Source organism: Allorhizobium paknamense (assembly GCF_030815125.1).
GTDB classification, from domain to species: domain Bacteria; phylum Pseudomonadota; class Alphaproteobacteria; order Rhizobiales; family Rhizobiaceae; genus Allorhizobium; species Allorhizobium paknamense.
Window position 1 is genome coordinate 710,344 of sequence record NZ_JAUSWH010000001.1, and the last position, 21,511, is coordinate 731,854.

Consider the following 21,511-nt stretch of genomic DNA (forward strand, 5'->3'; position numbering starts at 1 on the left):
CCGAGAAATGTTCTAGTACTGATCGATCTTAAGGCTCAAGTGCTGCTTTTGGTTGGAAGGGCCGAAGCTGTCTCTTCTTCTTACTTCCGTGCCTGGATCATGCGGGCGGGCCGTCAGGGTGCGCTCGCTCCGATAGGTCTTGCCGAGATCGGAAACGATTTCAATATCGCATCTGGCTTTGGCCGGTGCCGGAACAAGAACGGTAATGGTGGCAGTCCGCAGCCAAAGCTTTGGCATCGAATGCGCTTCCATCATGCTGAAGACCGCACGTCGATAATATTCCTCTGAAACCGCGATCAGGGGGATCTCAGACGTTGCGGCCTCACCGGTCAGATGGATCTGGATCTGGCTTTTGCCGAGGCGTTCGAGAAGTGCCACATAGTGGCCGAGGGACCAGTAACCATTGTGATCGTTGTAGCGGCTGACGAAGCTTTCGAGAAGATCATGGCAGATCCCTTTGAACTGGTTCCTTCTAGCCATTAGTTTGCCGGGACCGCCGACAGTGCCTTGGGGCTGGCTGCATCCTTCAGCAGCACGAAGGTAACGCCGCGGGCCTTCAGCGCCTTCAGCCCGGCGGCAACGCCTTCGCCTGCGGCGTGGGTGGGCTGGTTGATATGGGCGATCACCACATCGCCGTCGCGGGCTTTTTCGAATTGTTTCTCGGCCTGCGCAGCACCCAGCAGCGAGCCGGAATCCCCATTGACGGAATAGCCGCCGATCTCATAGCCCAGCGCACGGATCTGGGTCATGGATGAGGGCGAATACTTGGCGGTTGCACCGCGAAACCAGCGCGGGGCGGGAAAGCCTGCCGCCAGCATGGCCCGAGCGCCGCCATTCACCTCCTCAGCCACCGCCTCCGGCGAACCGGCGGCGGCGATACCGTAGACGGAGACGGGACGGTCCACGGCGGGAATGTGGTTCTGGCCGTGATTTTCCACCTCGAACAGGTCCGGCCGGCTTTTCAGGATGGCGACGGTATCGGGATTGGTTCTGATCCAGCGGGCCGTGACGAAGATTGTTGCCTTGATGTTTTCCGACAGCAGCGTTTCGAGAATGCGCTGGTCGGTGCGGCCCATGCAGGCATCCAGCGTGATGGCCACCCTGGGAGAAGCCTTGCCGCCATGGCTGACATGAAGGTCTGGCTCCAGGAGAGGGCTTTCCTGTTTCATGGAAACAGGAAAGCTCTCTCCCTCTTTGTTTTCAAGCATTTCCGGACGGAAAACCGGTTTCCACTTTTCCTGGAAATGCTCTTTGTCTTCACGCATTTCCGGACGGAAAACCGGTTTCCACTTTTCCTGGAAAAGCTCGAACCCGTCAGCCTTTGCGGCCCCCATAAATGGCAGCACAAGAACAGGCAGGAGACAAAAGCGAAGAAGGCGCATAAGGCAACATCCATTATCGGAAAGGAAGCCTCAACGCCGAAAATGCGGCGGCGTCAAGACCATCTTTTGCGGCGTCGCTAGCTGTTTGTTTTTACGCATTTCCGGACGGAAAACCGGTTTCCACTTTTCTCAGGACAATGCTCTAAAGCCTGTCTGGATATCACGGACTGGCGCCGACGCGGTTGCCCTTGTCATTCAGCGCCAGATTTTGCGGTCGGGCCTTGGTGGGCAGCACCGGTTGCGGCGCACCTTCGGGCACGAACAGCGCCGAGACCAGTTCGTCATGCGGAATATCCTGCATGTCGGACTGGCTTTTGACGGCAAGCCCGGCTGCCGCGCCCGCCGACTGGCCGATCTGCATCAGCGACATTTCCATGCGCGTGGCGCCGAAGGCTTCATGCGTGGCGCTGATGGCGAAGATCGACAGCAGATTGGTGCATTCCGCCCGGCGTGGCAGGATGGCGCCATAGGGAATGGGGAACATCTTGTCCGCCCCGCCCGACGGCGCTTCGAAATTGCCCTCGTTCCACACCGAGACCGAGGACATGCCGAGAATGTTGGAATTGGTGCGCAGGATGCGCTGGGTGTGGTGGCTGTCCCGATTATAGGAGCCGGTGCCGATGGTGCGGGCATCGATGGGATCCATATCGTCATCGGCGGCCACTTCGCGGCCCGTCATCTGGTAATCGGAGACCATGCGGCGGGCTTCCCGCACATAGAGCTGGTAGGGCCAGTGGCGCTCGTCATTGTCATGCGGGTCGTTGTAATGGGCTTCGTCCAGCCCGTATTGCCGCATGGCGTAGCGCAGGCTTGCGGGCATGCGCGGATCGGGATGATGCTGGAGCGCATAGAAATAGCCGCGAATCCAAGCCTCATGCGCCTTCCACACCCGCTCGCGCGAGGTGTAATCGGCCTGCGGATAGGCCCAGGAGGCGCCGATGAGATCGGTGGAGACGGGACCGAAATTGTTGATGTCGAAAACACCATTGCCGAGGTCATTGTGCAGCAGAAAGAGCTTCACGGCTTCGGCGGGATTGTCCAGCAGGCCGCGATCCTTCAGCACGTCGATCCAGCGATAGAGCAATTCGTAGCGGGCCGGCTGGAAGCCCTGAGGCGCGGTGGCGGGCAGATCGACCCGGCGGGATTGATCCCGCGTCATGGTCATGCGGAAATTATAGGCCTGCACGGCGCGGTCGGCGGCCCCCTCCTCCGGCAGCGGATAGGAGCGGATACCGGGCAAAAGGCCGCTGCCCGGCATGCCAGCCACCACATAGGGATCGACGGAAACAGGGCCGAGCACCTTTTCCAGCCGCCGCCAATTGTAGAAATTGTGGTTGGTGCCAAGGGCTGCATGATCGAAGCCACGGAAACCGTTCAGCACATTCTCGCCATCGCGCGCCTCACGGCCCACCACCGTGCTGACGCCCGCCGCCGCAATCAGGTCGCCCTCATAGCTGGCATCAATGAAGACCCGGCCCCGAAAGACCTGGCCATCCACCGTCTCCAGCGATTCCAGCCGTGAGCCGAACTTGCCCACCCGGCGGATACCGGCGCTGTGGACCACGGGGATCTCATAGGTTTTGACAAGATCGAGAAAAACGGCTTCGGCGAAGCGCGGCTCGAAATGAAACTGGTCATCCGGGCGCTTGCCGGCAGCATTGATAAGGCTGATGATATGGCGCGTGAGCCCGCCATAGGCCTGCCCGGTGTCGATATCCGTACCGCCAAGACCGCCCGACATCATGCCGCCGATATGCTTGTCGCGCCAGCCGCCGACGATGACCGGGGAAAGCCCCATGATCCGCGCCTGGATGGCGGCGGTCACCGCGCCGCTGGTCATGCCATAGAGAACGATATCGAAGCGCCCTTCCTGAGAAAGGGCAAGCCGGGGCGCCAGAAGCAACGCGGTACCGGCGAGAAAGTGACGTCGGCTGATGTGATGGGTCATCCCGGCTTAAACTCTTGGTTGGTTGAGTACTGAACAGGGACCCTCCGGCACCGGAACAGCGCGTCGTCACTACATAATTCCTTAAATCGCAATCGATTTAAGGTGAAAGTATGCAGCAGATTTAAATTCTCACAGCGTCCTTTGTGCGTTTGATAAAACGCACGGCGCTGTAGTGTTCTTTGGCCTTGCCCCGAAATTCAGCCCGGCCCGTTCATTCTGTTTAACGGCGTGCCAGTGAGACAAATCCCCGTTCATAAATTATTAGAAATTTCGGCCAAGGAAAGGCCGAAATTGATGCGGCGCAAAATATTACCCTCTCAATTTCGGGTGAAATTCCTGGTTGGGCAGAAAAACACCCGTAGATTGAAAAGAAACTGTAAGAAATTTGCACAGTTGTCATGAAGCAAAACAGAGGAAACAGGATCGAGCCGAAATGAAGCGGAGGTCATCTCCGCAGCGCCTGCCTCTGCCCGTGGAACCCCGACTGTATTTTAGCGTTATGCGGAAGAATTCCCTGTAAAACGCAATCAATGGCACGCCAGAGGGACACGAGGCCGCAGGGACACGAGAGGGACGGGATACGAGCATGGACGACACGGTGGCGCGCCGCATTCTGCGCAATGAGCGCAGCCGGACCATCAGGCGGCGCAAGACGGCGCTGGAGCTGGCGCAGGCCTGGTCGGTGATCGGCATTTTCGCCATCCTGTTCATCGCCGCGCTGCATTATGCGGCCACCATTCTCATGCCGGTGACACTGGCTGTCGTCGTGGGGCTGATCCTGGGGCTTGCCGCCGACCGCTTGAATGCTATCGGCATTCCGCCCATGGTAAGCGCCCTGCTGCTCTCCTCCGCCTTTGCCATTCTGGTGATAGCCATTGCCAACACGCTGGCCGATCCGCTGGCGCAATTGACCCGCGACCTGCCGGTGATTGCCGAGCGGGTAGTGGATCATGTCATGCCGCTTCTACAAAGGGTGCGCTGGCTGCATGTTTCTCCCGGCGGGGCAGGCAATGTCAGCATGGATAAGATTATCGACAATGGCGGCACCATTCTCTCCACGGTAGCGATGAAGGTGACGCCTGCCATTATCCAGACGCTGATTTTCTTTGCCGCTTTGGTGCTGTTTCTCGCGGGCCGCCAGTCGATCCGCAAGACGCTGATTATTGCGTTCCGCGACCGGGCGCGGCGGCTGGCCGCCATCCGCACCATTCACGCCATCGAAACGGCGCTCGGCTTCTATTTCGCCACCGCCTCGGTGATCTATGCGGGCGTCGGGTTGTCCATGCTGGTGATTGCCTGGGCAGGCGGGCTGCAATTGCCGGTGCTGTGGGCCTTCTTTGCCTTTCTTTCCAGCTTCGTGCCCTTTCTGGGCGTGACCACCATGACCATTGCGCTGGCCATTGCCGGCATGCTGACCCATGACGGCTTCATTTTCAGCCTCCTGCCGGCGGCGGCGTTTTTCGTGGTGCATACGCTGGTGGAAAATCTGGTGACGCCTGCGGTGATGGGCAGGCGGCTGGAAATCAACGCCTTTGCCGTGTTTTTCGCCATCCTGTTCTGGACCTGGGTCTGGGGTGCGGCAGGGGCCATGCTGGCCGTGCCGCTTTCGCTGATCGGCATGGCGATCCTGCAGGAATTGATGCCCGAGACCGCACCGAAGCCAAAACTGCCGGATTGAGCGATCCGCAAGGATTGACGCCTGCTGATCCTCAACCAGCAGAGGGCAGCCCATCAATCATAAAGATAATACTTGCCCCAACTGGCCTTTGGCACCTCGGCGCCGACCTGGTAGCTGAAGCTTTTGATATCGAGATTGCCGTTTGTGGCGACGCAATCATATTTCAGCCGGTACCATGCGCCCTTGGAACGCACCACGGCGCCCGGCGCGCGCAGGTGGCTGCCATCGGCCAGTGTTTTGCCAAAGGTGTAGGCGATCACCTTATCCGGCGAGAGGCCGCGTTTTTCCTTGCCGATGCGGCTCATGGCCTCCATATCGCAGCGCTGCTCCAGACGTTCAGACGGCGTGAGCGCCTTCAACTGCCTTGTGGTCGCGGGGTCGAGCGCGAAAGCCGAAGACGCAAAAATAAGCCCGAAACAACCCGCAGACATCAGGATACGCATTTAAAATTTTCCCTCAACACTTCGATTCGCGAAACCATATTGCCTCATTCCGGCACAATCCAGCCAGTACGGTTTTCGCTCCCGCTTTTGTGATGACGGCCATTTTGGCTTGAATGCCCCCTCGGTGGGGACTATCTCTGAACGTAATTCCATGCCCAACCAGTGAGATATGCCTTGTCACACAAGCCTCTGTTTACCGGCCTGCCCACCCCGCCCGCCATTGCCCGCAAGCCGGTGAGCGATACCCGCCATGGCATCACCCGCAGCGATGATTATGCCTGGCTGCGCGCCGAGAACTGGCAGCAGATGTTCAAGGATACCTCGATCCTCGACCCCGAGATCCGCAAGGTGCTGGAGGCGGAAAACGCCTATATGGAAGCGGCGATGGGCGATACGGCGGCGCTGCAGAAGACGCTGTTTGCCGAAATGAAAGGCCGCATCAAGGAGGATGACAGCTCCATTCCCGTGAAGGACGGCCCCTTTGCCTATGGCTCGGCCTATGTGACGGGCGGCGAACAACCGCGCTATTTCCGCATTCCGCGCGATGGCGATGTCGCGGACGAAAGCCTGCGCGACGTGCTGCTGGATGGCGACAGGGAAGCCGCGGGCAAGGATTATTTCCGCCTGTCCGGCATCGACAGTTCCGGCGACCACAGCCTCGGCATCTGGGGCTATGACGACAAGGGGTCGGAATATTTCACGCTGCGCATCCGCGATCTCGCCAGCAAGCAGGACCTGCCGGATGTGCTGGAAAACACCGTAGGCGGCGGTGTCTGGGCACCGGATGGCAAGAGCTTTTTCTACACGCTACAGGACGAGAACCACCGCCCGTCCAAGGTTTTCCACCACATCATCGGTGAGCCACAATCCGCTGACCGGCTGGTCTATGAGGAAAAGGATCCGGGTTTCTTCATGGGGGTCGGCGGCTCCCTGCTGGATGATGTCATCTATATCGACATCCACGACCATGAGACCTCGGAATACCGGCTGATTTCCACGAAGGATCTTCTGGCCGAACCGATGCTGGTGGCCGAGCGCGAGGAAGGCGTGGAATATTCCATGACCGAGGGCGGCGATGTTTTCTACATCCTGACCAATGACGGCGGCGCCAAGGATTTCAAGATCATGGAAGCGCCAGTCTCGGCACCGGGCAAGGAAAACTGGATAGAAGTGGTGCCGCATGAGCCGGGCCGGCTCATTCTCTCGCACATGGCCTTTGCCCGCCACCTCGTCTGGCTGGAGCGGCGCGAGGGCCTGCCGGTCATCATGATCCGCGACCGGAAAAGCGGCGAGGAACACGCGATTGCCTTCAAGGAAGAGGCTTATTCGCTGGGGCTGCAAGGCGCGGCGGAATACGACACGGATGTCATCCGCTTTTCCTATTCCTCGATGACGACGCCGAGCCAGTTGTTCGACTACAACATGGCGACCCGCGAACGGGTGCTGCTCAAGACCCAGGAAGTGCCTTCCGGCCATGATCCGGAGGATTATGTGACACGGCGGGTCTTTGCCAAGGCGCATGATGGCGAGGATGTGCCGGTGACCCTGCTTTACCGCAGGGATGTGGCGCTGGACGGCTCCGCCCCCTGCCTGCTCTATGGCTATGGCGCCTACGGCATCACCATTCCGGCGGGCTTCAACACTTCCTGCCTCTCGCTGGTGGATCGCGGCTTCGTCTATGCCATCGCCCATATCCGCGGCGGCAAGGACAAGGGCTTCCAATGGTATGAAGACGGCAAGATGGAGAAGAAGGTGAATACCTTCAAGGACTTCATTGCCGCCGCCGATCATCTGGTTCGGGAGCGCTTCACGTCTTACGAAAACATCATCGCCGAGGGCGGCTCGGCCGGTGGCATGCTGATGGGGGCGGTGGCCAATATGGCGCCGGAAAAATTCGGCGGCATCATCGCCGCCGTGCCCTTCGTGGATGTGCTGAACACCATGCTGGACGACACCCTGCCGCTGACCCCGCCGGAATGGCCGGAATGGGGCAATCCCATCGAGTCGGAAGAGGAATATCGCTGGATTGCCGCCTACAGCCCCTATGACAATGTGGCGGCAAAGCCCTACCCGCCCATGCTGGTGCTTTCCGGCCTCACCGATCCGCGCGTGACCTATTGGGAGCCGACGAAATGGGTGGCGAAGCTGAGGGAAAAAGCCCCGGAAGCCGGGCCTTATCTGCTGAAGACCAACATGGCGGCAGGCCATGGCGGCAAATCCGGCCGTTTCCAGCGACTTGAGGAAGTGGCCTTCGAATACGCCTTCGCCATAAAGGTGGCGGGCAAGATGTAAGGAAAACGATCCGGCCCGCCTGCAAAACAGGGGGGCCGGATCATGCTTCAGGGCCAGAGGTATCGCTGAACCTCTTTTTTAACCACCGTGGTGATGGGCCGTGGCAAGGCCGCCGCTGCCGTCAGGCACGCCGATCGAGACATTCTCCATCATGCCCTGGTCTTCATGATCGAGGATGTGGCAATGCAGCACGAATTCGCCGATATAACGCTCGTAGCGGGTGCGGATAAAGATGCGGTAGATACTCTGCGGAGTGGCTTCCGGCACAATCGACTCCTTGCCGAGCGTGCCGTTGATATAGGCAGCATCGATGGCTGTCAGCGGTGAATTGACATTGCTTTTGACCCAGAGCGTGTCCTTCCAGACACCTTTCAGCCCGGCATATTGGGAAACGCTTTCATCCGCCTCCTTGGCGTCCGGCGCGCTGACATCATTCCCCAGCGGATCGAGAATCTTGACGATCTGGAACGGGTTGACGTGGATATGGAAGGGATGGCTGGCGAGGTAAGATCGCAATTCCCACTCCTGCGCTGTCCCCAGAACCAGCTTTCGGTCCACCACATCCGGCTGATAGGGCCGCGCACCTTGCGGGGCATAGGTTCCAAGCGGTGTTTGCACCACATTGAAGCTCTTGCCGACATTGAAGGTCGCCGGTCCGCCTTTATTAAGCCCCTGGCCAATGAAGAAGACCAGATTCTGCTTGGGCTGCCCCTCTACTTCTGCATCGGTAATGGTGGGATGCGGCACGAAGCGGCTGAGCTTGAAGCCATCTTTCAGATCCCGCTGCACCTGTTGCCTGATATCCGGCGTGTAGCCGGGTGCCCGCTCAGCGCTGGCCAGCAATTGCTCCCGGATGGCCTCAACCGGCTTGCCGTTGACGACGGAAGGCACGGCGGGAACCGCAACGCTCTGTTTGCCGATGCGGACAAAGCCCAGAACCGACCTCTCGGTATCGCTGCGGGTGACACTGTCGGCTGCCTTTTCCGGCGGATTGATCACACAATAGAGGCCTTCCTCCTGAAAATTCACCAGGAGATCGTTGCGGTAACCGGGCTGAAGGGTGATATCCGTGCGCGGCTGCCCCTCGGCCATCGTCAGACCATCCGAAGCGGCAACGACATAGGGCACCGGGTCTCCAAGGCAGAACTGGGCGATGAAGCGCTCTTCATTGGCGGCGGTCAGTGTCTTTTCCTGAGCGAGGAGATCTGGCCCCACGGCTTTGCGGAACTGGATCTTGATCGTGTCACGCACACCGGCGTGCACCAGCCGCCAGCGCTCGGTCTGGCCAGCGACACCATCGGTGAAAACGGGGCGCACCCGTCCGTTCACCGTGGTGAAGCGGCCGGAGTCGGTCCAGCTACTCGGCCCGAACTGCTCATAGGAGATCACCTCTCCCACTTCATTCGGGGCGCAGCTCCAGTCGATGACATAGGCCTTTTTATCTTTATCTTCCTTGTACTTATATTTGAGTTTGCCATCCTTATCAAGGCAGGCATAGGGAATCTGCTCAAACACCAGAAGCCGCTCCTGGAAGGGTTTCAGCAGCGTATCCAGATCGCCATTCGCCTCGGCGGTGGGCGGCCTGTCGCCTCGCACGATCAGTGCCCCCGCCATGCCGCTGCCCACCTGGATGGCGGTGGAACCGTGGCGATGCGGATGGTACCAGAAGGTGCCCGCCGGATGGTCGGCGGGAATATTGTATTCATACTCGAATTTGACACCGGGATTGATCGAGAGCAGCACATTGTCGCTATTGCCGGTCGGGCTTACCCACAAGCCATGGCTATGCAGGTTCGTACCGTTGAAGCAGTGCGGAACATCCGGCCTGGTATCGGCGTCGGTGCAGCTTGTGTCCTGCGGAAGCTGGTTGTCCAGCCGCACACGCACCGTATCGCCGGGCATGACCTCGATGGTCGGCGCAATAAAGGGATATTGCGGATCGACGGAGGTGCCCTGGTAGCTGCGCAGCCTGACCCTGTCGAACGCCTTCTCAGGCGTGCCTTCCGCCGACGGATTGCGAATCCAGCCGTCGGTGTAGGTAACCTTCAGGTCCAGCACTTGCTCGCGACCGGCATGCGGCCTGATGACCGGATTTGCTGAAGCACCGGGCTGCGATAAAAGCTTTGCCGAAAAAGGCGTATTGAAAGGCTGCAGCAGCGTGCCCTTTACCGGCTGCTTCGATTGCCCGAGAACAGGCGGATTGGCAAAGCTGTTGTCCAGAGATGGAAGCCGGACGTCATCGGCAACAGCCTGGGATGCCAGGAGCGCAGCCATGGAAAAGCTGGCCCCGATGGACCAGGGTGATCGTTTCGTCATTGTAAATCCCCCGATTAAACAATGCGGGGAATTTATCCTTGATTGCACACTTGCCGAACATAAATTTTAAAGTGCATTCGGCCATTTTTGGTTGTATGTGCCCGTTGGCGGAGATCGCTGAAGTGCTCTACTGCGCAAAGACGCTCATGCCCCTCATTGACCTTGCAATGCTACCAAGGCTCGAGGATGCCTTGGTTTATACCCTGGCGGCGTTGCGCACCACTTCCAGGCGGCGGGCGGGTGCCGGGCGGTGTTCCAGATAATGGAATCGCATCAGCAGATCCGTGTCGGTTTCGGCGGAGATGAAATCGAAATCGGCCTTGCTCACCTCGGGATAAGCGCTGGGCTGGCCTTCATCGAACTTTGTCTTGCGGCGGTCGCTGGAGGGGCGTACCGGCTGTTCCGGCACCGTGACCGCGCCCGGCAGCCGCTCCTTGGGCAGAACCATCTGCTCCAGGAAAGCCTCGGGATTTTGCGCCATGTCCTCGTAGCGCAACAGCTTGATGTTCAGCCGCGCTTCTACCGAAAGGTAGGAGAGATAGAACTGATTATAGTAGCTTAACGGGTTTTCGAAGCGATAAGCCGGGGAAATGCTGTATTTGGAATCATCCTTCAGCACGAAGGGGCTGCGGATGAAATCCGAATAGTCCTTGCCATCGACGCCATAGGCGGATTTGGAGGCATAATAATTGTAGATGGACCGCGTCCAGTGGATCGGGTCCTTGATGATCACGGCAAAGCGCTTGTGATCATACCGCTCTCCGGGCCGTTGCAGGAAGGGAAACGGCGCGTGCTTCCACCAGTATTTGTTGAAAACCACCGTGCAGCGGCTGTGGCCGGTAATGATATGCTTGGCGAGGTTGGTGCCGGAGCGCATCACGCCACACACCATGATTTCCCGTCTCGACGTAAAAAACATGTTGTCCCCTCTGACCGATCATTCGCTCTTTGACGAATCGCAGGACAATCATGGGGATTGTTGTAGGGAACAACAACCCTAAAGTGACGCAGGGGGAATGTTTTCCACGGCTAAACAAGCAGGCGAAGGGATTTAGGGCGATGCAAGCCGGGGAAATTCCGGGATCTCGCTCTACTTGCCAGTCGCCAGAGCGTTCGAGGCCGTGCTCTCGACAAAGTTCTTTGCGGCAGCGTGCTGCAGCACGGCGAAGGCGCGGCCGGCTTTGACCGCTGCCGTCAGCACCGGCTGGATCTCAGGATAATCTCGAGGACCATAGAAGACGCGGTTCGAGACGAAATCCCGCGTCACGGTGATCAGGCCCTGATCCTCCTTCACCTCCATATCGAAATGGCCCGCCGGTGTTGCAACATGCACCGGCTGCGGCAGGCGCTTGACGGATGTGCCGGGCGGCAGCGGAATATCGAAATGCCAGGAGAGATGAACGGCATTCACCATGATCGGCGCGGTCGTCACATCCGGGCGCACCAGAAAGGCGAACCGCGTCAGATAATTCGGATCGAACCCGCCGGTGAGCGGCAGGAAGATGTCCGGTTCGGTGAGATCGACATAATCATGGGTGACCCAGCTGGCGGTCAGCGTCAGGGGATCGTGCCAGTCCTTCGGCTCCTCGCGGATGAACCTGCCCTCCCCAAGCTGACCATTGGCGGTCAGGATGTTTTCCAGATAGGTCTGCGGCTCGCCCTTGATGAAAATGCCGCGATAACTTGGCGCCATGGGCTGCGAGATGGTGAGAACGGCGGCCCCCGCGAGGTTGCCGTTGGCATCGATATTCAGCCGGGCCTTGTCCTGGATGGTGAAATCATCCGGTTTCGCCTGCGGCAGGGTGATGACGCGGCTGGGTGAACTCAGCACCACGCCCTGCTTGCCGAGAATGCTTTCGTTCAGCGCGCCGAAGGCCGCCTGCTGATCATCGGGATTATCGAAGACATCGTAATCCGGCAGGTAGAGAATGACATGATTGAACTGGATTGGCAGCGGCAGCGGATAGGGCGTGTATTTGTCGCCCCAATTGACCACGACCGGTTCGGAGCGGATGCCCTTGACCGCCAGCAAGGCCTGCATGAGGGCGGCCTGATCCTTGCAATCGCCAAAGCCGTTGGCAAGGATCTTGTCGACGGAATGCTCGACCCAGCCGTCATTCGCATTGAGGAAAATGGCCTTGTAGGCAATGTTCTGCTGAATCCAGCCGTGAATGGCGGCCGCCGCCTCCAGCCCTTTCTTGCCCCCGGCGATGCGGGTGACCAATCCCTCCAGCGCCGCCGTGGTTTCCTTCGAGGGCGGCGGCGGGCGAAGGCCGACGATACGAGCGCCGTACTCCGTGAGGCTCGTGAGCGTCGTCGCCATGAATTTCGGGCGATATTCGAGCGTGTTGATGCTGCCATAGGGCACGCGCAGCGCCGGAATATCCCGGAAGGCGGCGTCGATATGGCGAAGATCGCCGGATTGCGTGTCCTCGACCTTTACACCGGGATCGGCATAATAGCGCAGAGGCACCGACTGCGGCACCGTAATATGCACGTCCATGGCATGCAGTGCGCCGAGCGTCAGGGCACCCAGCACCATATTGATGCCGAAAAGCCCCGGCTTGGCCTGCTGGAAGTGCCAGACCAGATGCACCTTCGCCCCCGGGGAAACCTGCGGGAAAATCACGCTCATCGTCTGCTCGGAGGTGAAGCCGGGCATATCGCGGGCCTGCTGCGAGGGGCGGATGAAGATATCGGAGGCAGGCACCGTCAGCTTCTGGCCGCCTGCGGTGACGACCCAGGCCTCTGCCACCTCCAGCTTCTGGTTTTCCGGCTGAAAGCTGAACTCATACTGGCTTTTGCCGGCAAGCCCGCCTGCCGGCACCGGCTGCACGTCCAGGGTTTCGGTGAGGTCAAAGGTCTGGTCGCCGTGAATATCGTAGGACCAGACGACGTGATTGCCCTCATCGGCCTTGCGCCCCTCCGCCGCCGCCACGGCAGAGCCGGAAGCCCCCAGAAGAATGGCGAACAACAGCGATGGCAGGGCGCGGCAAGGGTGAAAACGCGGCATGAGATCACCCTTTGAAAAGGAGGATTTGGGACTGATGAAATCTGCCGAAGCAAGCTTGGCAAATTTGTGGCGGCGGCAGCGGGGGGCGACCGGAAAACCATCACCAAAACTGATCAATCCATTCATCAAGCTGTTGAAACCCCAAGATTTTCCGCAATTGAGGCGATGTGCAGCCGGGCTGGATGAAACATTTGTGACCGGCTGCCACTTTCCGCTTGACCTTGCCTCCGGCAGGGGTGTTTCTGCGGTGCATGCAATTGAAGGGAGCAGACCATGACCGTCGATACATCCGCCCGCACCCCCACCTGGACCTGGGTTGAAGGAGAATGGCTGGCGGGCAATCCGCCGCTGATCGGGCCGGTATCGCATGCCATGTGGCTGGGCTCCACCGTGTTCGACGGCGCACGCTGGTTCGACGGCGTCGCGCCCGATCTCGACCTGCACTGCCAGCGCATCAACCGCTCGGCCCGCAATCTCGGCATGGCGCCGACCATGCAGCCGGAGGAGATCGAGCGGCTGGCCTGGGAGGGGATTGCCCGCTTCGACGGCAAGACGGCAATCTACATCAAGCCGATGTACTGGGCCGAACATGGCGCGCCGGGCTCGGTGGTGGCGGCCGATCCGGACAGCACCCGTTTTGCGCTCTGCCTGTTCGAGGCGCCGATGCACACGGCCAAGCCGCACAGCCTCACCGTTTCTCCCTTCCGCCGCCCCTCGCCGGAATGCGCCATGACCGAAGCGAAGACCGGCAGCCTCTATCCCAACTCCGGACGGATGATCCTGGAGGCGCGCGGTCGCGGCTTCGACAACGCGCTGGTGCGCGACCTGAACGGCAATGTGGTGGAAACCGCCTCCTCCAACGTGTTCATGGTGAAAGATGGCGTGGTGCTGACGCCCGCCGCCAACCGCACCTTCCTGGCAGGGATTACGCGGGCCCGCGTCATCGGCCTCTTGAAGGATGCGGGCTTCGACGTGCGGGAGGCGACGCTTTCGGTGGAGGATTTTCTTGAGGCGGATGAGGTCTTCACCACCGGCAATTTCTCCAAGGTGGCGCCGGTATCACAGCTGGATGGGCGCACCTATCAGGAGGGACCGGTTGCGCGCAAGGCGCTGGAGCTCTACATGAATTTTGCGCGGAGCCCGCGCGACACGCTTTGACGGGATCCATGCTGGAAACATCGCCGCCCGAGATTTTCGATTGCCAGACCTGCGGCGCCTGCTGCGCCTATCAGGCGGACTGGCCGCGCTTTTCGCTGGAAAGCGAGGCGCAGCTTGCCGCCATACCGGCAAAATTCGTGGCGGCGGATGAAAGCGGCATGAAATTCGAAAACGGCCGCTGCGCCGCTCTCACCGGCGAACTAGGCAAGCATGTGGGCTGCGGCGTCTATGCCGTGCGCCCGCAGGTGTGCCGCGATTGCATGCCCGGCGACCCGGAATGCCGCATGGCGCGCAAGGCGCTGGGCTTTGCGGTGGACGATCTGCCGGAGCCGGAAGCCTGGTGGACGTGAGCGTGGAACAAACCGGCGCTGCGGTGAATTTTGACAAAACAAAAGTTTCCCGCATGGAACAAAATTAGCGCTTCGGGGCGTTGCCTCCTTGGCGCTGGCCTCCTATGTTCCAGCCACCTCACCTTTCCGCTTCGAGCCAAGAGGAGATACTAAAATGGCTTTCGAACTTCCCGAACTTCCTTACGCCTACGACTCGCTTGCGCCGTTCATGTCGGCTGAAACGCTGGAATTCCACCACGACAAGCATCACCAGGCCTATGTCACCAACGGCAACAACCTGCTGAAGGACAGCGGTCTCGAAGGCCTTTCGCTGGAAGAGATCGTCAAGCAGTCCTACGGCAAGAATGCCGGCCTGTTCAACAATGCCGGCCAGCATTACAACCACATCCACTTCTGGAAGTGGATGAAGAAGGACGGCGGCGGCAACAAGCTGCCGGGCAAGCTGCAGGCTGCCATCGATTCCGATCTCGGCGGCTATGACAAGTTCAAGGCCGATTTCGTTGCCGCTGGCACCACGCAGTTCGGTTCCGGCTGGGCATGGCTCGCCGTCAAGAACGGCAAGCTGGAAATCTCCAAGACCCCGAACGGCGAAAACCCGCTGGTTCACGGCGCAAGCCCGATTCTCGGCGTCGATGTCTGGGAACATTCCTACTATATCGACTACCGCAACGCCCGCCCAAAATATCTGGAAGCCTTCGTGGACAGCCTGATCAACTGGGATTACGTTCTGGAAATGTACGAAGCCGCCACCAAGTAAGCGCGCTTCATCAGGGATGAAAGCCCGGCCGCGGAAACGCGCCGGGCTTTTTTCGTTTCTGGCTTACGTTTCCGGATTGTTTTGGTCATAGACCGCACGGGCGCGGGCGATGCGGTCGTGGTGGTCGAAGGCCCATTTGCCGAGCGCCTCCACCGGTTCGCGCAGCGAATGGCCGAGATCGGTCAGTTCATACTCCACCCGGGGCGGAATGGTGGGATAGATGGTGCGGCTCACCAGACCGTCGCGCTCCAGCCCGCGCAGGGTCAGCGTCAGCATGCGCTGGGAAATATCGCCGATGCGGCGCTTCAGTTCGTTGAAGCGGCAAGGGCCATCGGCCAGCAGCATAACGGTCAATACGCTCCATTTATCGCCGATGCGCGTCAACACGCTGTTGACGGTGTGGCACCGTCCTTTGAATTCCCCGGAAAACCGGTGTTTTTCAAGGTGTTCAGTCACATCGTTGTAACCGGGTTCCATCAATGTGCCTCCTTGCGTGGTTCCACCGGTTCCCATAAGTGTCCCGGTATTCCTTTTATACCACACAGGAAGGGTAAAGGCCATGAAACTTCTGCATCTCGATTCCAGCGTGCTCGGTCCCTATTCCGTCAGCCGCGATCTCAGCGCCGCCGTCGTCACGAAGCTTAGCAGCGCTTCCGGCGTCGAGGTCACCTATCGTGATCTGGCAGCCAATCCGATCCCGCACCTGTCCGGCCTGACACTGGCAGCCGCCATGGGCAATTACGACGCCAGCAACGACGAAGCCACCAAGGCTGACCTCGCTCTGGGCGGTGCCGTTCTCGAAGAATTCCTGGCTTCCGACGTGATCGTTATCGGCGCAGGCCTCTATAACTTCACCGTTCCGAGCCAGCTCAAGGCGTGGATCGACCGCATCTGCGCGGCCGGCAAGACCTTCAAATACGGCGCCAACGGTCCGGAAGGCCTGTGCGGCGGCAAGCGCGTGATCGTGGCGCTGGCGCGCGGCGGCGTTTATTCCTCCGGCCCGGCTGCTGCTCTGGAACATGCCGAAACCTATCTGAAGGGTCTCTTCACCTTCCTCGGCATCACCGATCTGGAATTCGTGGTCGCCGAAGGCGTCTCCATGGGCGACGAAGCCAAAGCCGCTGCCGTCAATGGCGCCAAGAGCGCGATCGAAGGCCTGAAGGCTGCCTGAAGACTACTGCATAATTCCTTAAATCGGAATCGATTTAAGGATAAAATTATGCAGCAGATGTAAAGCATTACAGCGAACCTTTGTGCGCCATATATGGCGCACGGCGCTGTAGAGCATTTTCAGGAAAAGTGGGAACCGGTTTTCCGCCCGGAAATGCGTAAAAACAAAGAGTTAGAGCATTTCAGTGTTTCCGTGAAACACTGAAATGCTCTAAAGGTTCGAAAGAATCTTTAAGATCAGAGACTGGCAGAGTTTTTTGCCAGTCTCGTCCATCGCTCATGATCGCGCCATTCACCGGCGATCTTCAGATAGAGCGGTGAGTAGCCTTCCTTTTCGAAGCCGCAGCGTTTGGCAAGCGCGATGGAGCGGTGATTTTCAGGCTGAATATTCGCCTCGATCCGATGCAGGCGCAGTTCCTCGAAGGCATAGGCGACCGCGCTCTTCAGCGCCTCCGTCATCAATCCCCGGCCCGCAAAGGCGGCTTGGCCGTAATAGCCGAGATAGGCGCTGCGGAAATTGCCAAGCGCGATCTGGCTAAAGGTAAAGACCCCGACAATCCCGCCCTTTGCTCCCTCTTCCGAGGCATTGCGCGCCAGAAGTGCGACAGTGGGCGTGGTGATCAGCTGGTCGTACCAGAGGTGAAATCCATCCATGTCCTGAAAAGGATCGGCATAGGGTCGGTGATGGGCGCGGCTTTCGCGATTGGCGATCACCAGATCCGGCCCGTCGCTGCGCCGGATTGGCTGAAGGGTGATGCGGCTCATCCCTGTCCTCTTCATAGGTCCGTCATGTGATAGCGATATGCCTCGTTAGAGCATAATCCGACCGGAGTGAAACGAGGATCGACAAGATTATGCTTCAAAAATAAAATGTTAGAGCGCCGATCTGATTCAATCAGATCGAAAAGCGCTCTAAAACATAATTTCTTTGAATTGAAACGCATATCGGCCCGATCAGTCCCAAGATATCCCGGCAAACATGACGCACCCCCTTCTCCGCCTCGGCATTATCGCCGATCCGCAATATGCCGAACTGCCGCCGGATACGCGGTTGAACCGCTATTTCGCCAACAGCCTTGAAAAGCTGGATGAGGCCATCGATCTGTTCAACAGCCGCGATCTCGATCTGGTGGTGATGCTCGGCGATCTGATCGATCGGGGCGAACAGCATTTTGCCGCTGCCCTGGAGCGGTTTGGCCGCTGCCGCCACGATTATCTGCTGCTGCCGGGCAATCATGACTTTGCCGTCAGCCTGGAAACCCGCAAACGGGTGCATGCGCTGATGGGCCTGCCAGCGCCCTCTTATAGCCGGGTCATCAAAGGCATGCGGCTGATCGTGCTCGATACCTGCGAGATTTCCAGCTTCGCCACCCTGCCCGGCACGGAAAAGGCCGAGGAAGCCCGCCGCTGGCTGGCCCGCCTGCGGGCAGAAGGTGCCCTGAATGCCCATGACTGGAATGCCGGTGTGAGCGAGACACAGTTGCACTGGCTGAAAGGCGAGTTGAACGCCGCCGAAGCGGCAGGGGAAAAGGCGCTGGTGCTGGGGCATTATCCGCTGCATCCCTTCAGTGACCATTGCCTATGGAACGGCGATGCCGTGGCGGCGGCGATTGCCGAAAGCCCGGCGGCGATTGCCTATCTCAATGGCCATGACCATCGTGGCGGCCATGGGCGTTTGGGCGCGGTGGACTTCGTAACCTTCAAGGGCATGGTGGATGGCGATACCGAGACGGCCTTTGCCATCCTGACTCTGTGGCCTGGTACCTTGGAAGTCGAAGGGTTTGGCAGGCAGGATAGCATGCGTCTTGACCGCCTTCCGGCTGAAGGGCAGGATATGGCAAACGCGGGCCGATAGCTGAGCCATATCAGCATGTTAATTTGTTAGAGCATGTCGCGCAAAAGTGTGCAGCGGTTTTGCGAGAACGACATGCGTTAAAACAAGAATGTAAAGCCCGTTGCATGAGGCTGATAAGCCGCAACGTGCTTGAGCGCTTCACCATAATGTGACTGCAATTGGCCGCGATGGATGAGGGAGCAGGCGCGGAATTCAGCCAGGGCCTGCTATGGTTTGCGATGTGGGCGGCGGCCTTTGGCTGCTCGATCCTGAAGAGTGGTGTCAGTCCGGGCGGAACCGCCGGCAAAAAGGGAGAGCGAGATGAGATTCAAGGGAACGATGCTTGCCGTGGCGGGCCTCTGTCTTGGCATCGGCATGGCCAGCATGGCCGGTGCCGCTGACGAGCCGCAGGTGGTGCGTGCGGGACTGATGAAGAAGGCGGGCGGGGCGCTCGGCCAGTTGGCCGCCATCGCCAAGGGTGAAAAGCCCTATGACGCCGCCGTGGTGAAAACCTCGCTGACCACCTTGCAGGACGTGGCCAAGGCTTTCCCCGAGCAATTCCCGAAGGGTTCCGAAACCGGCTTCAACACCGAGGCAAGCCCGAAGATCTGGGAAAACATGGATGACTTCAAGGCCCACGCCAAGAAGCTGGAAACCGCAGCCGCAACGCAGCTCGCCAGCATGCCTGCCGATCAGGCCGGTGTGGGCGCGGCGCTGAAATCCATTGGCGGCACCTGCGGCGAGTGCCACCAGCTTTATCGCCTGAAGCGGTGATGCCATTGCGGCAGGGGCGCTGTAGCGCTTTAAATCTGCTGCATAATTTTATCCTTAAATCGATGCCGATTTAAGGAATTATGCAGTAGCGCCCCTGCCTTTTCTTTTTTACGCATTTCCGGGCAGAAAACCGGTTCCTACTTTTCTTAGGACAATGCTCTGGACACCCCGGCAGCAGGCGAGGAGCAGATCATGGCAAGCAAGGCGGCGCTGGGAATTGTGGCCATTCTCGTTGCAGGGGTGGCAGTGGCAGGTGCGGCCTTTGCGCTTGCGCCGAAACGGCAGGCTCCGGACGTGTGGGCCAATACCGGCCCGGCCAATCTCGAAAATGGCCGCCATATCTTTTTTGCCGGAGGCTGCTCCAGCTGCCATGCCGCCCCGGGCGCGACCGGGGATGCGCGGCTGCTGCTGTCCGGCGGCGTGGTGCTGAAAACCCAGTTCGGCACCTTCCACGCCCCCAACATCTCCCCCAGCAGCCAGGGCATTGGCGAATGGACGCTGGCCGAGTTTGGGGATGCGCTGACGCGCGGCATTGGCCGCGAGGGCGAAAATCTCTATCCCGCTTTTCCCTATACATCCTATTCCCGGATGAAGCCGCAGGATGTGGCGGATCTTTTCGCCTTCATCAAGAGCCTGCCAGAAAGCTCGATGGATTCCGAACCGCACGACCTTTCCTTCCCTTTCAACCAGCGGCTTTTGCTGACCGGGTGGAAATTGCTGTTCTTCAGCGATAAGCCGCGCGTGGATCTGGCCACGGCAGACGCAGAGATAAAGCGCGGACAATATCTGGTGGAAGGCCCCGGCCATTGCGGTGAATGCCATACGCCGCGCACTATGCTGGGCGGGCTGAAGGTGGCCGACTGGCTGGCGGGCGGTCCTGCCCCGGAAGGCGATGGCCGTATCCCCGACATCACCCCCGGTTCGCCACAGATCGGCAAATGGTCGAAGGAGGAGATCGCCTCCTATCTGGAAACCGGTTTCACGCCGGATTTCGACAGTGTCGGCGGCTCCATGGTGGAGGTGCAGAAAAACATGGCGGAACTGCCCGCCGCCGACCGCGCCGCCATTGCCGCCTATCTCAAGGCAGTTCCGGCGAAGTAAGTGGCCGCGATCACTGCCGGACCGGCGGGTTGCGCGACCACTCGGTCAGCGTCGTCTTGATCAAGAGCAGCGCGGCATGGCGCGCCTGCTCGCGCTCGGCAGGATCGACAATGCCAGCCAGCCGCAGCTCAAAGGTGCGGATCGTTTCCCGCAACCAGCGATGCAGCGCCGGATCAGGGTGATTTTCCAGAAGCGTGCGGATGGTGCTTTCCATCCGCCGCTGTTCGGCAACGGTCATTCGGGGTCACTTTCAAGGAATTATGCAGCAGATATAAAGCGCTACAGCGAACTTTGTGCGCCATATATGGCGCACGGCGCTGTAGCAGCATAGGCATAGAGCGCCCTAAGGTAAGGAGAATGGCTTGCGCCAGCCATTCCCCCGCCAAACCCTTGGGATAACAGCGTCTTTCCAGGCGAGGCCTTACGATCTCACGCCAGCGCCTGCAGGAAGCGCATGCCGGTGACCGGGCGAGGCTTGAACTCCATCTGCTCGTAGAATCGATGGGCGGCGAAATTGCCCGTGGTGGCGCTGACGGAGAGGTAATCGCAGCCCGCCTGCCGGGCGACATCCCGCGCACGGCTGATGAGATGCTGGCCGATGCCATTGCCGCGATGGCCATCCCGCACGAAGAGATGGTGCAAATCCATGCCACGGCGGGCTTCCGCCGCCCTGTAGAGCGGCACCAGGATGGCGTAGCCGAGCAATTGCTCATCGCCTTCCGCCACCAGCACCGTGATCCACGGGATGGGGCCGAACAGGTCGCGGCGCAGCTTGTCCGGTGTCATTTCAGAGGCATCGCCCTGATGAGCGGCCAGAAGGCCGATCATTTCATTGATCTCCGCCAGATCGTCCTTGCGGGCGTGGCGAATGGAAACCACCGGAGGCCGGGGCAGCGTGATGTCGGTATCTTCAGTCATTGTCGAGGTCCCTTGGCTTGCTTGTTTTAAGGGCCGCCGTCAGGAGAACTCGTGCTTTGGAAGAACAAGACCGCCTGAAGGCGGCCTGTTGACATGATGATCTGTCTGGCCGCCCGCTACAGGTAGGCCCAAAAATACGTGCAGGAGATGAGGGTGCGCGTCGTGATCATGCGGGGAGGATTGCGCGATCACGCCGAATTGTCAAGCCTCTCTGCATTCTTCCAAGCATGAGCCTCACCCGGTTTGCGCGTCTTTTGAGAGACGGCAGGCAGAACCGGAGATGTGCACGGCCACGGTTTTACTGCATAATTCCTTAAAGCGGAATCAAAGCGGAATCGATTTAAGGCTAAAATTATGCAGCAATTTAAAGCGTTACA

At 59.5% G+C, this 21,511-nt stretch carries 21 protein-coding genes; 10 read left to right on the forward strand and 11 right to left on the reverse strand.

Annotated elements, in window-relative coordinates; genetic code table 11:
• Window positions 1-12: 12 nt before the first annotated feature.
• The 3 genes from QO005_RS03360 to QO005_RS03370 all read right to left on the reverse strand — a co-directional run bounded on the left by QO005_RS03360 (window position 13) and on the right by QO005_RS03370 (window position 3,330).
• Complete coding sequence (locus QO005_RS03360) at window positions 13-480, reverse strand: hypothetical protein (protein WP_307156528.1); 468 nt, start codon at window positions 478-480, stop codon at window positions 13-15.
• Entirely contained in the window at window positions 480-1,169 is a 690-nt protein-coding gene (locus QO005_RS03365) for a polysaccharide deacetylase family protein (RefSeq protein WP_307156529.1), read from the reverse strand. Before QO005_RS03365 ends, QO005_RS03360 begins: the two co-directional genes overlap by 1 nt.
• A 373-nt stretch (window positions 1,170-1,542) precedes the next feature.
• A complete protein-coding gene (locus tag QO005_RS03370) occupies window positions 1,543-3,330 on the reverse strand; it encodes an FAD-dependent oxidoreductase (protein ID WP_307156530.1) in 1,788 nt (595 codons plus the stop codon).
• A gap of 586 nt (window positions 3,331-3,916) precedes the next feature.
• Here QO005_RS03370 and QO005_RS03375 point away from each other — a divergent pair.
• Window positions 3,917-5,008 carry an AI-2E family transporter gene (locus QO005_RS03375; RefSeq protein ID WP_307156531.1) on the forward strand — a complete coding sequence of 364 codons (1,092 nt, stop codon included), beginning with the start codon at window positions 3,917-3,919 and terminating at the stop codon, window positions 5,006-5,008.
• A 53-nt stretch (window positions 5,009-5,061) separates the two neighbouring features.
• On the opposite strand, the gene QO005_RS03380 is transcribed toward QO005_RS03375, so the two are convergent.
• Window positions 5,062-5,451 (reverse strand): DUF930 domain-containing protein, encoded by a 390-nt coding sequence (locus QO005_RS03380; protein WP_307156532.1) that lies wholly within the window; start codon window positions 5,449-5,451, stop codon window positions 5,062-5,064.
• 174 nt (window positions 5,452-5,625) lie between these two features.
• Between QO005_RS03380 and QO005_RS03385 the strand changes: the two genes are divergently transcribed.
• On the forward strand, window positions 5,626-7,743 hold the full coding sequence (locus QO005_RS03385; RefSeq protein ID WP_307156533.1) for a S9 family peptidase: 2,118 nt from the start codon (window positions 5,626-5,628) through the stop codon (window positions 7,741-7,743).
• Between the two features lie 78 nt (window positions 7,744-7,821).
• Here QO005_RS03385 and QO005_RS03390 read toward each other — a convergent pair whose 3' ends face one another.
• The 3 genes from QO005_RS03390 to QO005_RS03400 all read right to left on the reverse strand — a co-directional run bounded on the left by QO005_RS03390 (window position 7,822) and on the right by QO005_RS03400 (window position 13,072).
• On the reverse strand, window positions 7,822-10,059 hold the full coding sequence (locus tag QO005_RS03390) for a multicopper oxidase family protein (protein WP_307156534.1): 2,238 nt from the start codon (window positions 10,057-10,059) through the stop codon (window positions 7,822-7,824).
• A 196-nt stretch (window positions 10,060-10,255) separates the two neighbouring features.
• A complete protein-coding gene (locus QO005_RS03395; RefSeq protein WP_307156535.1) occupies window positions 10,256-10,978 on the reverse strand; it encodes a hypothetical protein in 723 nt (240 codons plus the stop codon).
• A 171-nt stretch (window positions 10,979-11,149) separates the two neighbouring features.
• Window positions 11,150-13,072, reverse strand: a complete 1,923-nt coding sequence (locus QO005_RS03400; RefSeq protein ID WP_307156536.1) for a DUF3857 domain-containing transglutaminase family protein — start codon at window positions 13,070-13,072, stop codon at window positions 11,150-11,152.
• A gap of 34 nt (window positions 13,073-13,106) precedes the next feature.
• On the opposite strand from QO005_RS03400, the gene QO005_RS03405 reads away from it, so the two are divergent.
• The 4 genes from QO005_RS03405 to QO005_RS03420 all read left to right on the forward strand — a co-directional run bounded on the left by QO005_RS03405 (window position 13,107) and on the right by QO005_RS03420 (window position 15,337).
• The gene (locus QO005_RS03405; RefSeq protein ID WP_307156537.1) at window positions 13,107-13,349 is read left to right on the forward strand and encodes a hypothetical protein; all 243 of its coding nucleotides are present in this window, start codon (window positions 13,107-13,109) and stop codon (window positions 13,347-13,349) included.
• Window positions 13,346-14,230: a branched-chain amino acid aminotransferase gene (locus QO005_RS03410; protein WP_307156538.1), complete on the forward strand. Its 885-nt coding sequence runs from the start codon at window positions 13,346-13,348 to the stop codon at window positions 14,228-14,230. Before QO005_RS03405 ends, QO005_RS03410 begins: the two co-directional genes overlap by 4 nt.
• Window positions 14,231-14,238: 8 nt before the next feature.
• On the forward strand, window positions 14,239-14,580 hold the full coding sequence (locus tag QO005_RS03415) for a YkgJ family cysteine cluster protein (protein WP_307156539.1): 342 nt from the start codon (window positions 14,239-14,241) through the stop codon (window positions 14,578-14,580).
• A 154-nt stretch (window positions 14,581-14,734) separates the two neighbouring features.
• A complete protein-coding gene (locus tag QO005_RS03420) occupies window positions 14,735-15,337 on the forward strand; it encodes a superoxide dismutase (RefSeq protein ID WP_307156540.1) in 603 nt (200 codons plus the stop codon).
• A 63-nt stretch (window positions 15,338-15,400) separates the two neighbouring features.
• On the opposite strand, the gene QO005_RS03425 is transcribed toward QO005_RS03420, so the two are convergent.
• Window positions 15,401-15,814, reverse strand: coding sequence for a winged helix-turn-helix transcriptional regulator (locus QO005_RS03425; protein ID WP_307156541.1), 414 nt, complete (start codon window positions 15,812-15,814; stop codon window positions 15,401-15,403).
• 82 nt (window positions 15,815-15,896) lie between these two features.
• Here QO005_RS03425 and QO005_RS03430 point away from each other — a divergent pair, with 82 nt between their 5' ends.
• Entirely contained in the window at window positions 15,897-16,508 is a 612-nt protein-coding gene (locus tag QO005_RS03430; protein WP_307156542.1) for an FMN-dependent NADH-azoreductase, read from the forward strand.
• A gap of 236 nt (window positions 16,509-16,744) precedes the next feature.
• On the opposite strand, the gene QO005_RS03435 is transcribed toward QO005_RS03430, so the two are convergent.
• Window positions 16,745-17,272 (reverse strand): GNAT family N-acetyltransferase, encoded by a 528-nt coding sequence (locus QO005_RS03435; RefSeq protein WP_307156543.1) that lies wholly within the window; start codon window positions 17,270-17,272, stop codon window positions 16,745-16,747.
• A 214-nt stretch (window positions 17,273-17,486) separates the two neighbouring features.
• On the opposite strand from QO005_RS03435, the gene QO005_RS03440 reads away from it, so the two are divergent.
• The 3 genes from QO005_RS03440 to QO005_RS03450 all read left to right on the forward strand — a co-directional run bounded on the left by QO005_RS03440 (window position 17,487) and on the right by QO005_RS03450 (window position 20,216).
• Window positions 17,487-18,362 carry a metallophosphoesterase gene (locus tag QO005_RS03440; RefSeq protein ID WP_307156544.1) on the forward strand — a complete coding sequence of 292 codons (876 nt, stop codon included), beginning with the start codon at window positions 17,487-17,489 and terminating at the stop codon, window positions 18,360-18,362.
• A gap of 300 nt (window positions 18,363-18,662) precedes the next feature.
• Window positions 18,663-19,115 carry a c-type cytochrome gene (locus tag QO005_RS03445; RefSeq protein ID WP_307156545.1) on the forward strand — a complete coding sequence of 151 codons (453 nt, stop codon included), beginning with the start codon at window positions 18,663-18,665 and terminating at the stop codon, window positions 19,113-19,115.
• A 192-nt stretch (window positions 19,116-19,307) separates the two neighbouring features.
• Window positions 19,308-20,216: a c-type cytochrome gene (locus QO005_RS03450; protein ID WP_307156546.1), complete on the forward strand. Its 909-nt coding sequence runs from the start codon at window positions 19,308-19,310 to the stop codon at window positions 20,214-20,216.
• Window positions 20,217-20,226: 10 nt separating this feature from the next.
• Here QO005_RS03450 and QO005_RS03455 read toward each other — a convergent pair whose 3' ends face one another.
• Both QO005_RS03455 and QO005_RS03460 read right to left on the reverse strand, forming a co-directional pair.
• Entirely contained in the window at window positions 20,227-20,454 is a 228-nt protein-coding gene (locus QO005_RS03455; protein WP_307156547.1) for a hypothetical protein, read from the reverse strand.
• Window positions 20,455-20,645: 191 nt separating this feature from the next.
• Complete coding sequence (locus tag QO005_RS03460) at window positions 20,646-21,134, reverse strand: GNAT family N-acetyltransferase (protein WP_307156548.1); 489 nt, start codon at window positions 21,132-21,134, stop codon at window positions 20,646-20,648.
• Window positions 21,135-21,511 lie beyond the last annotated feature (377 nt).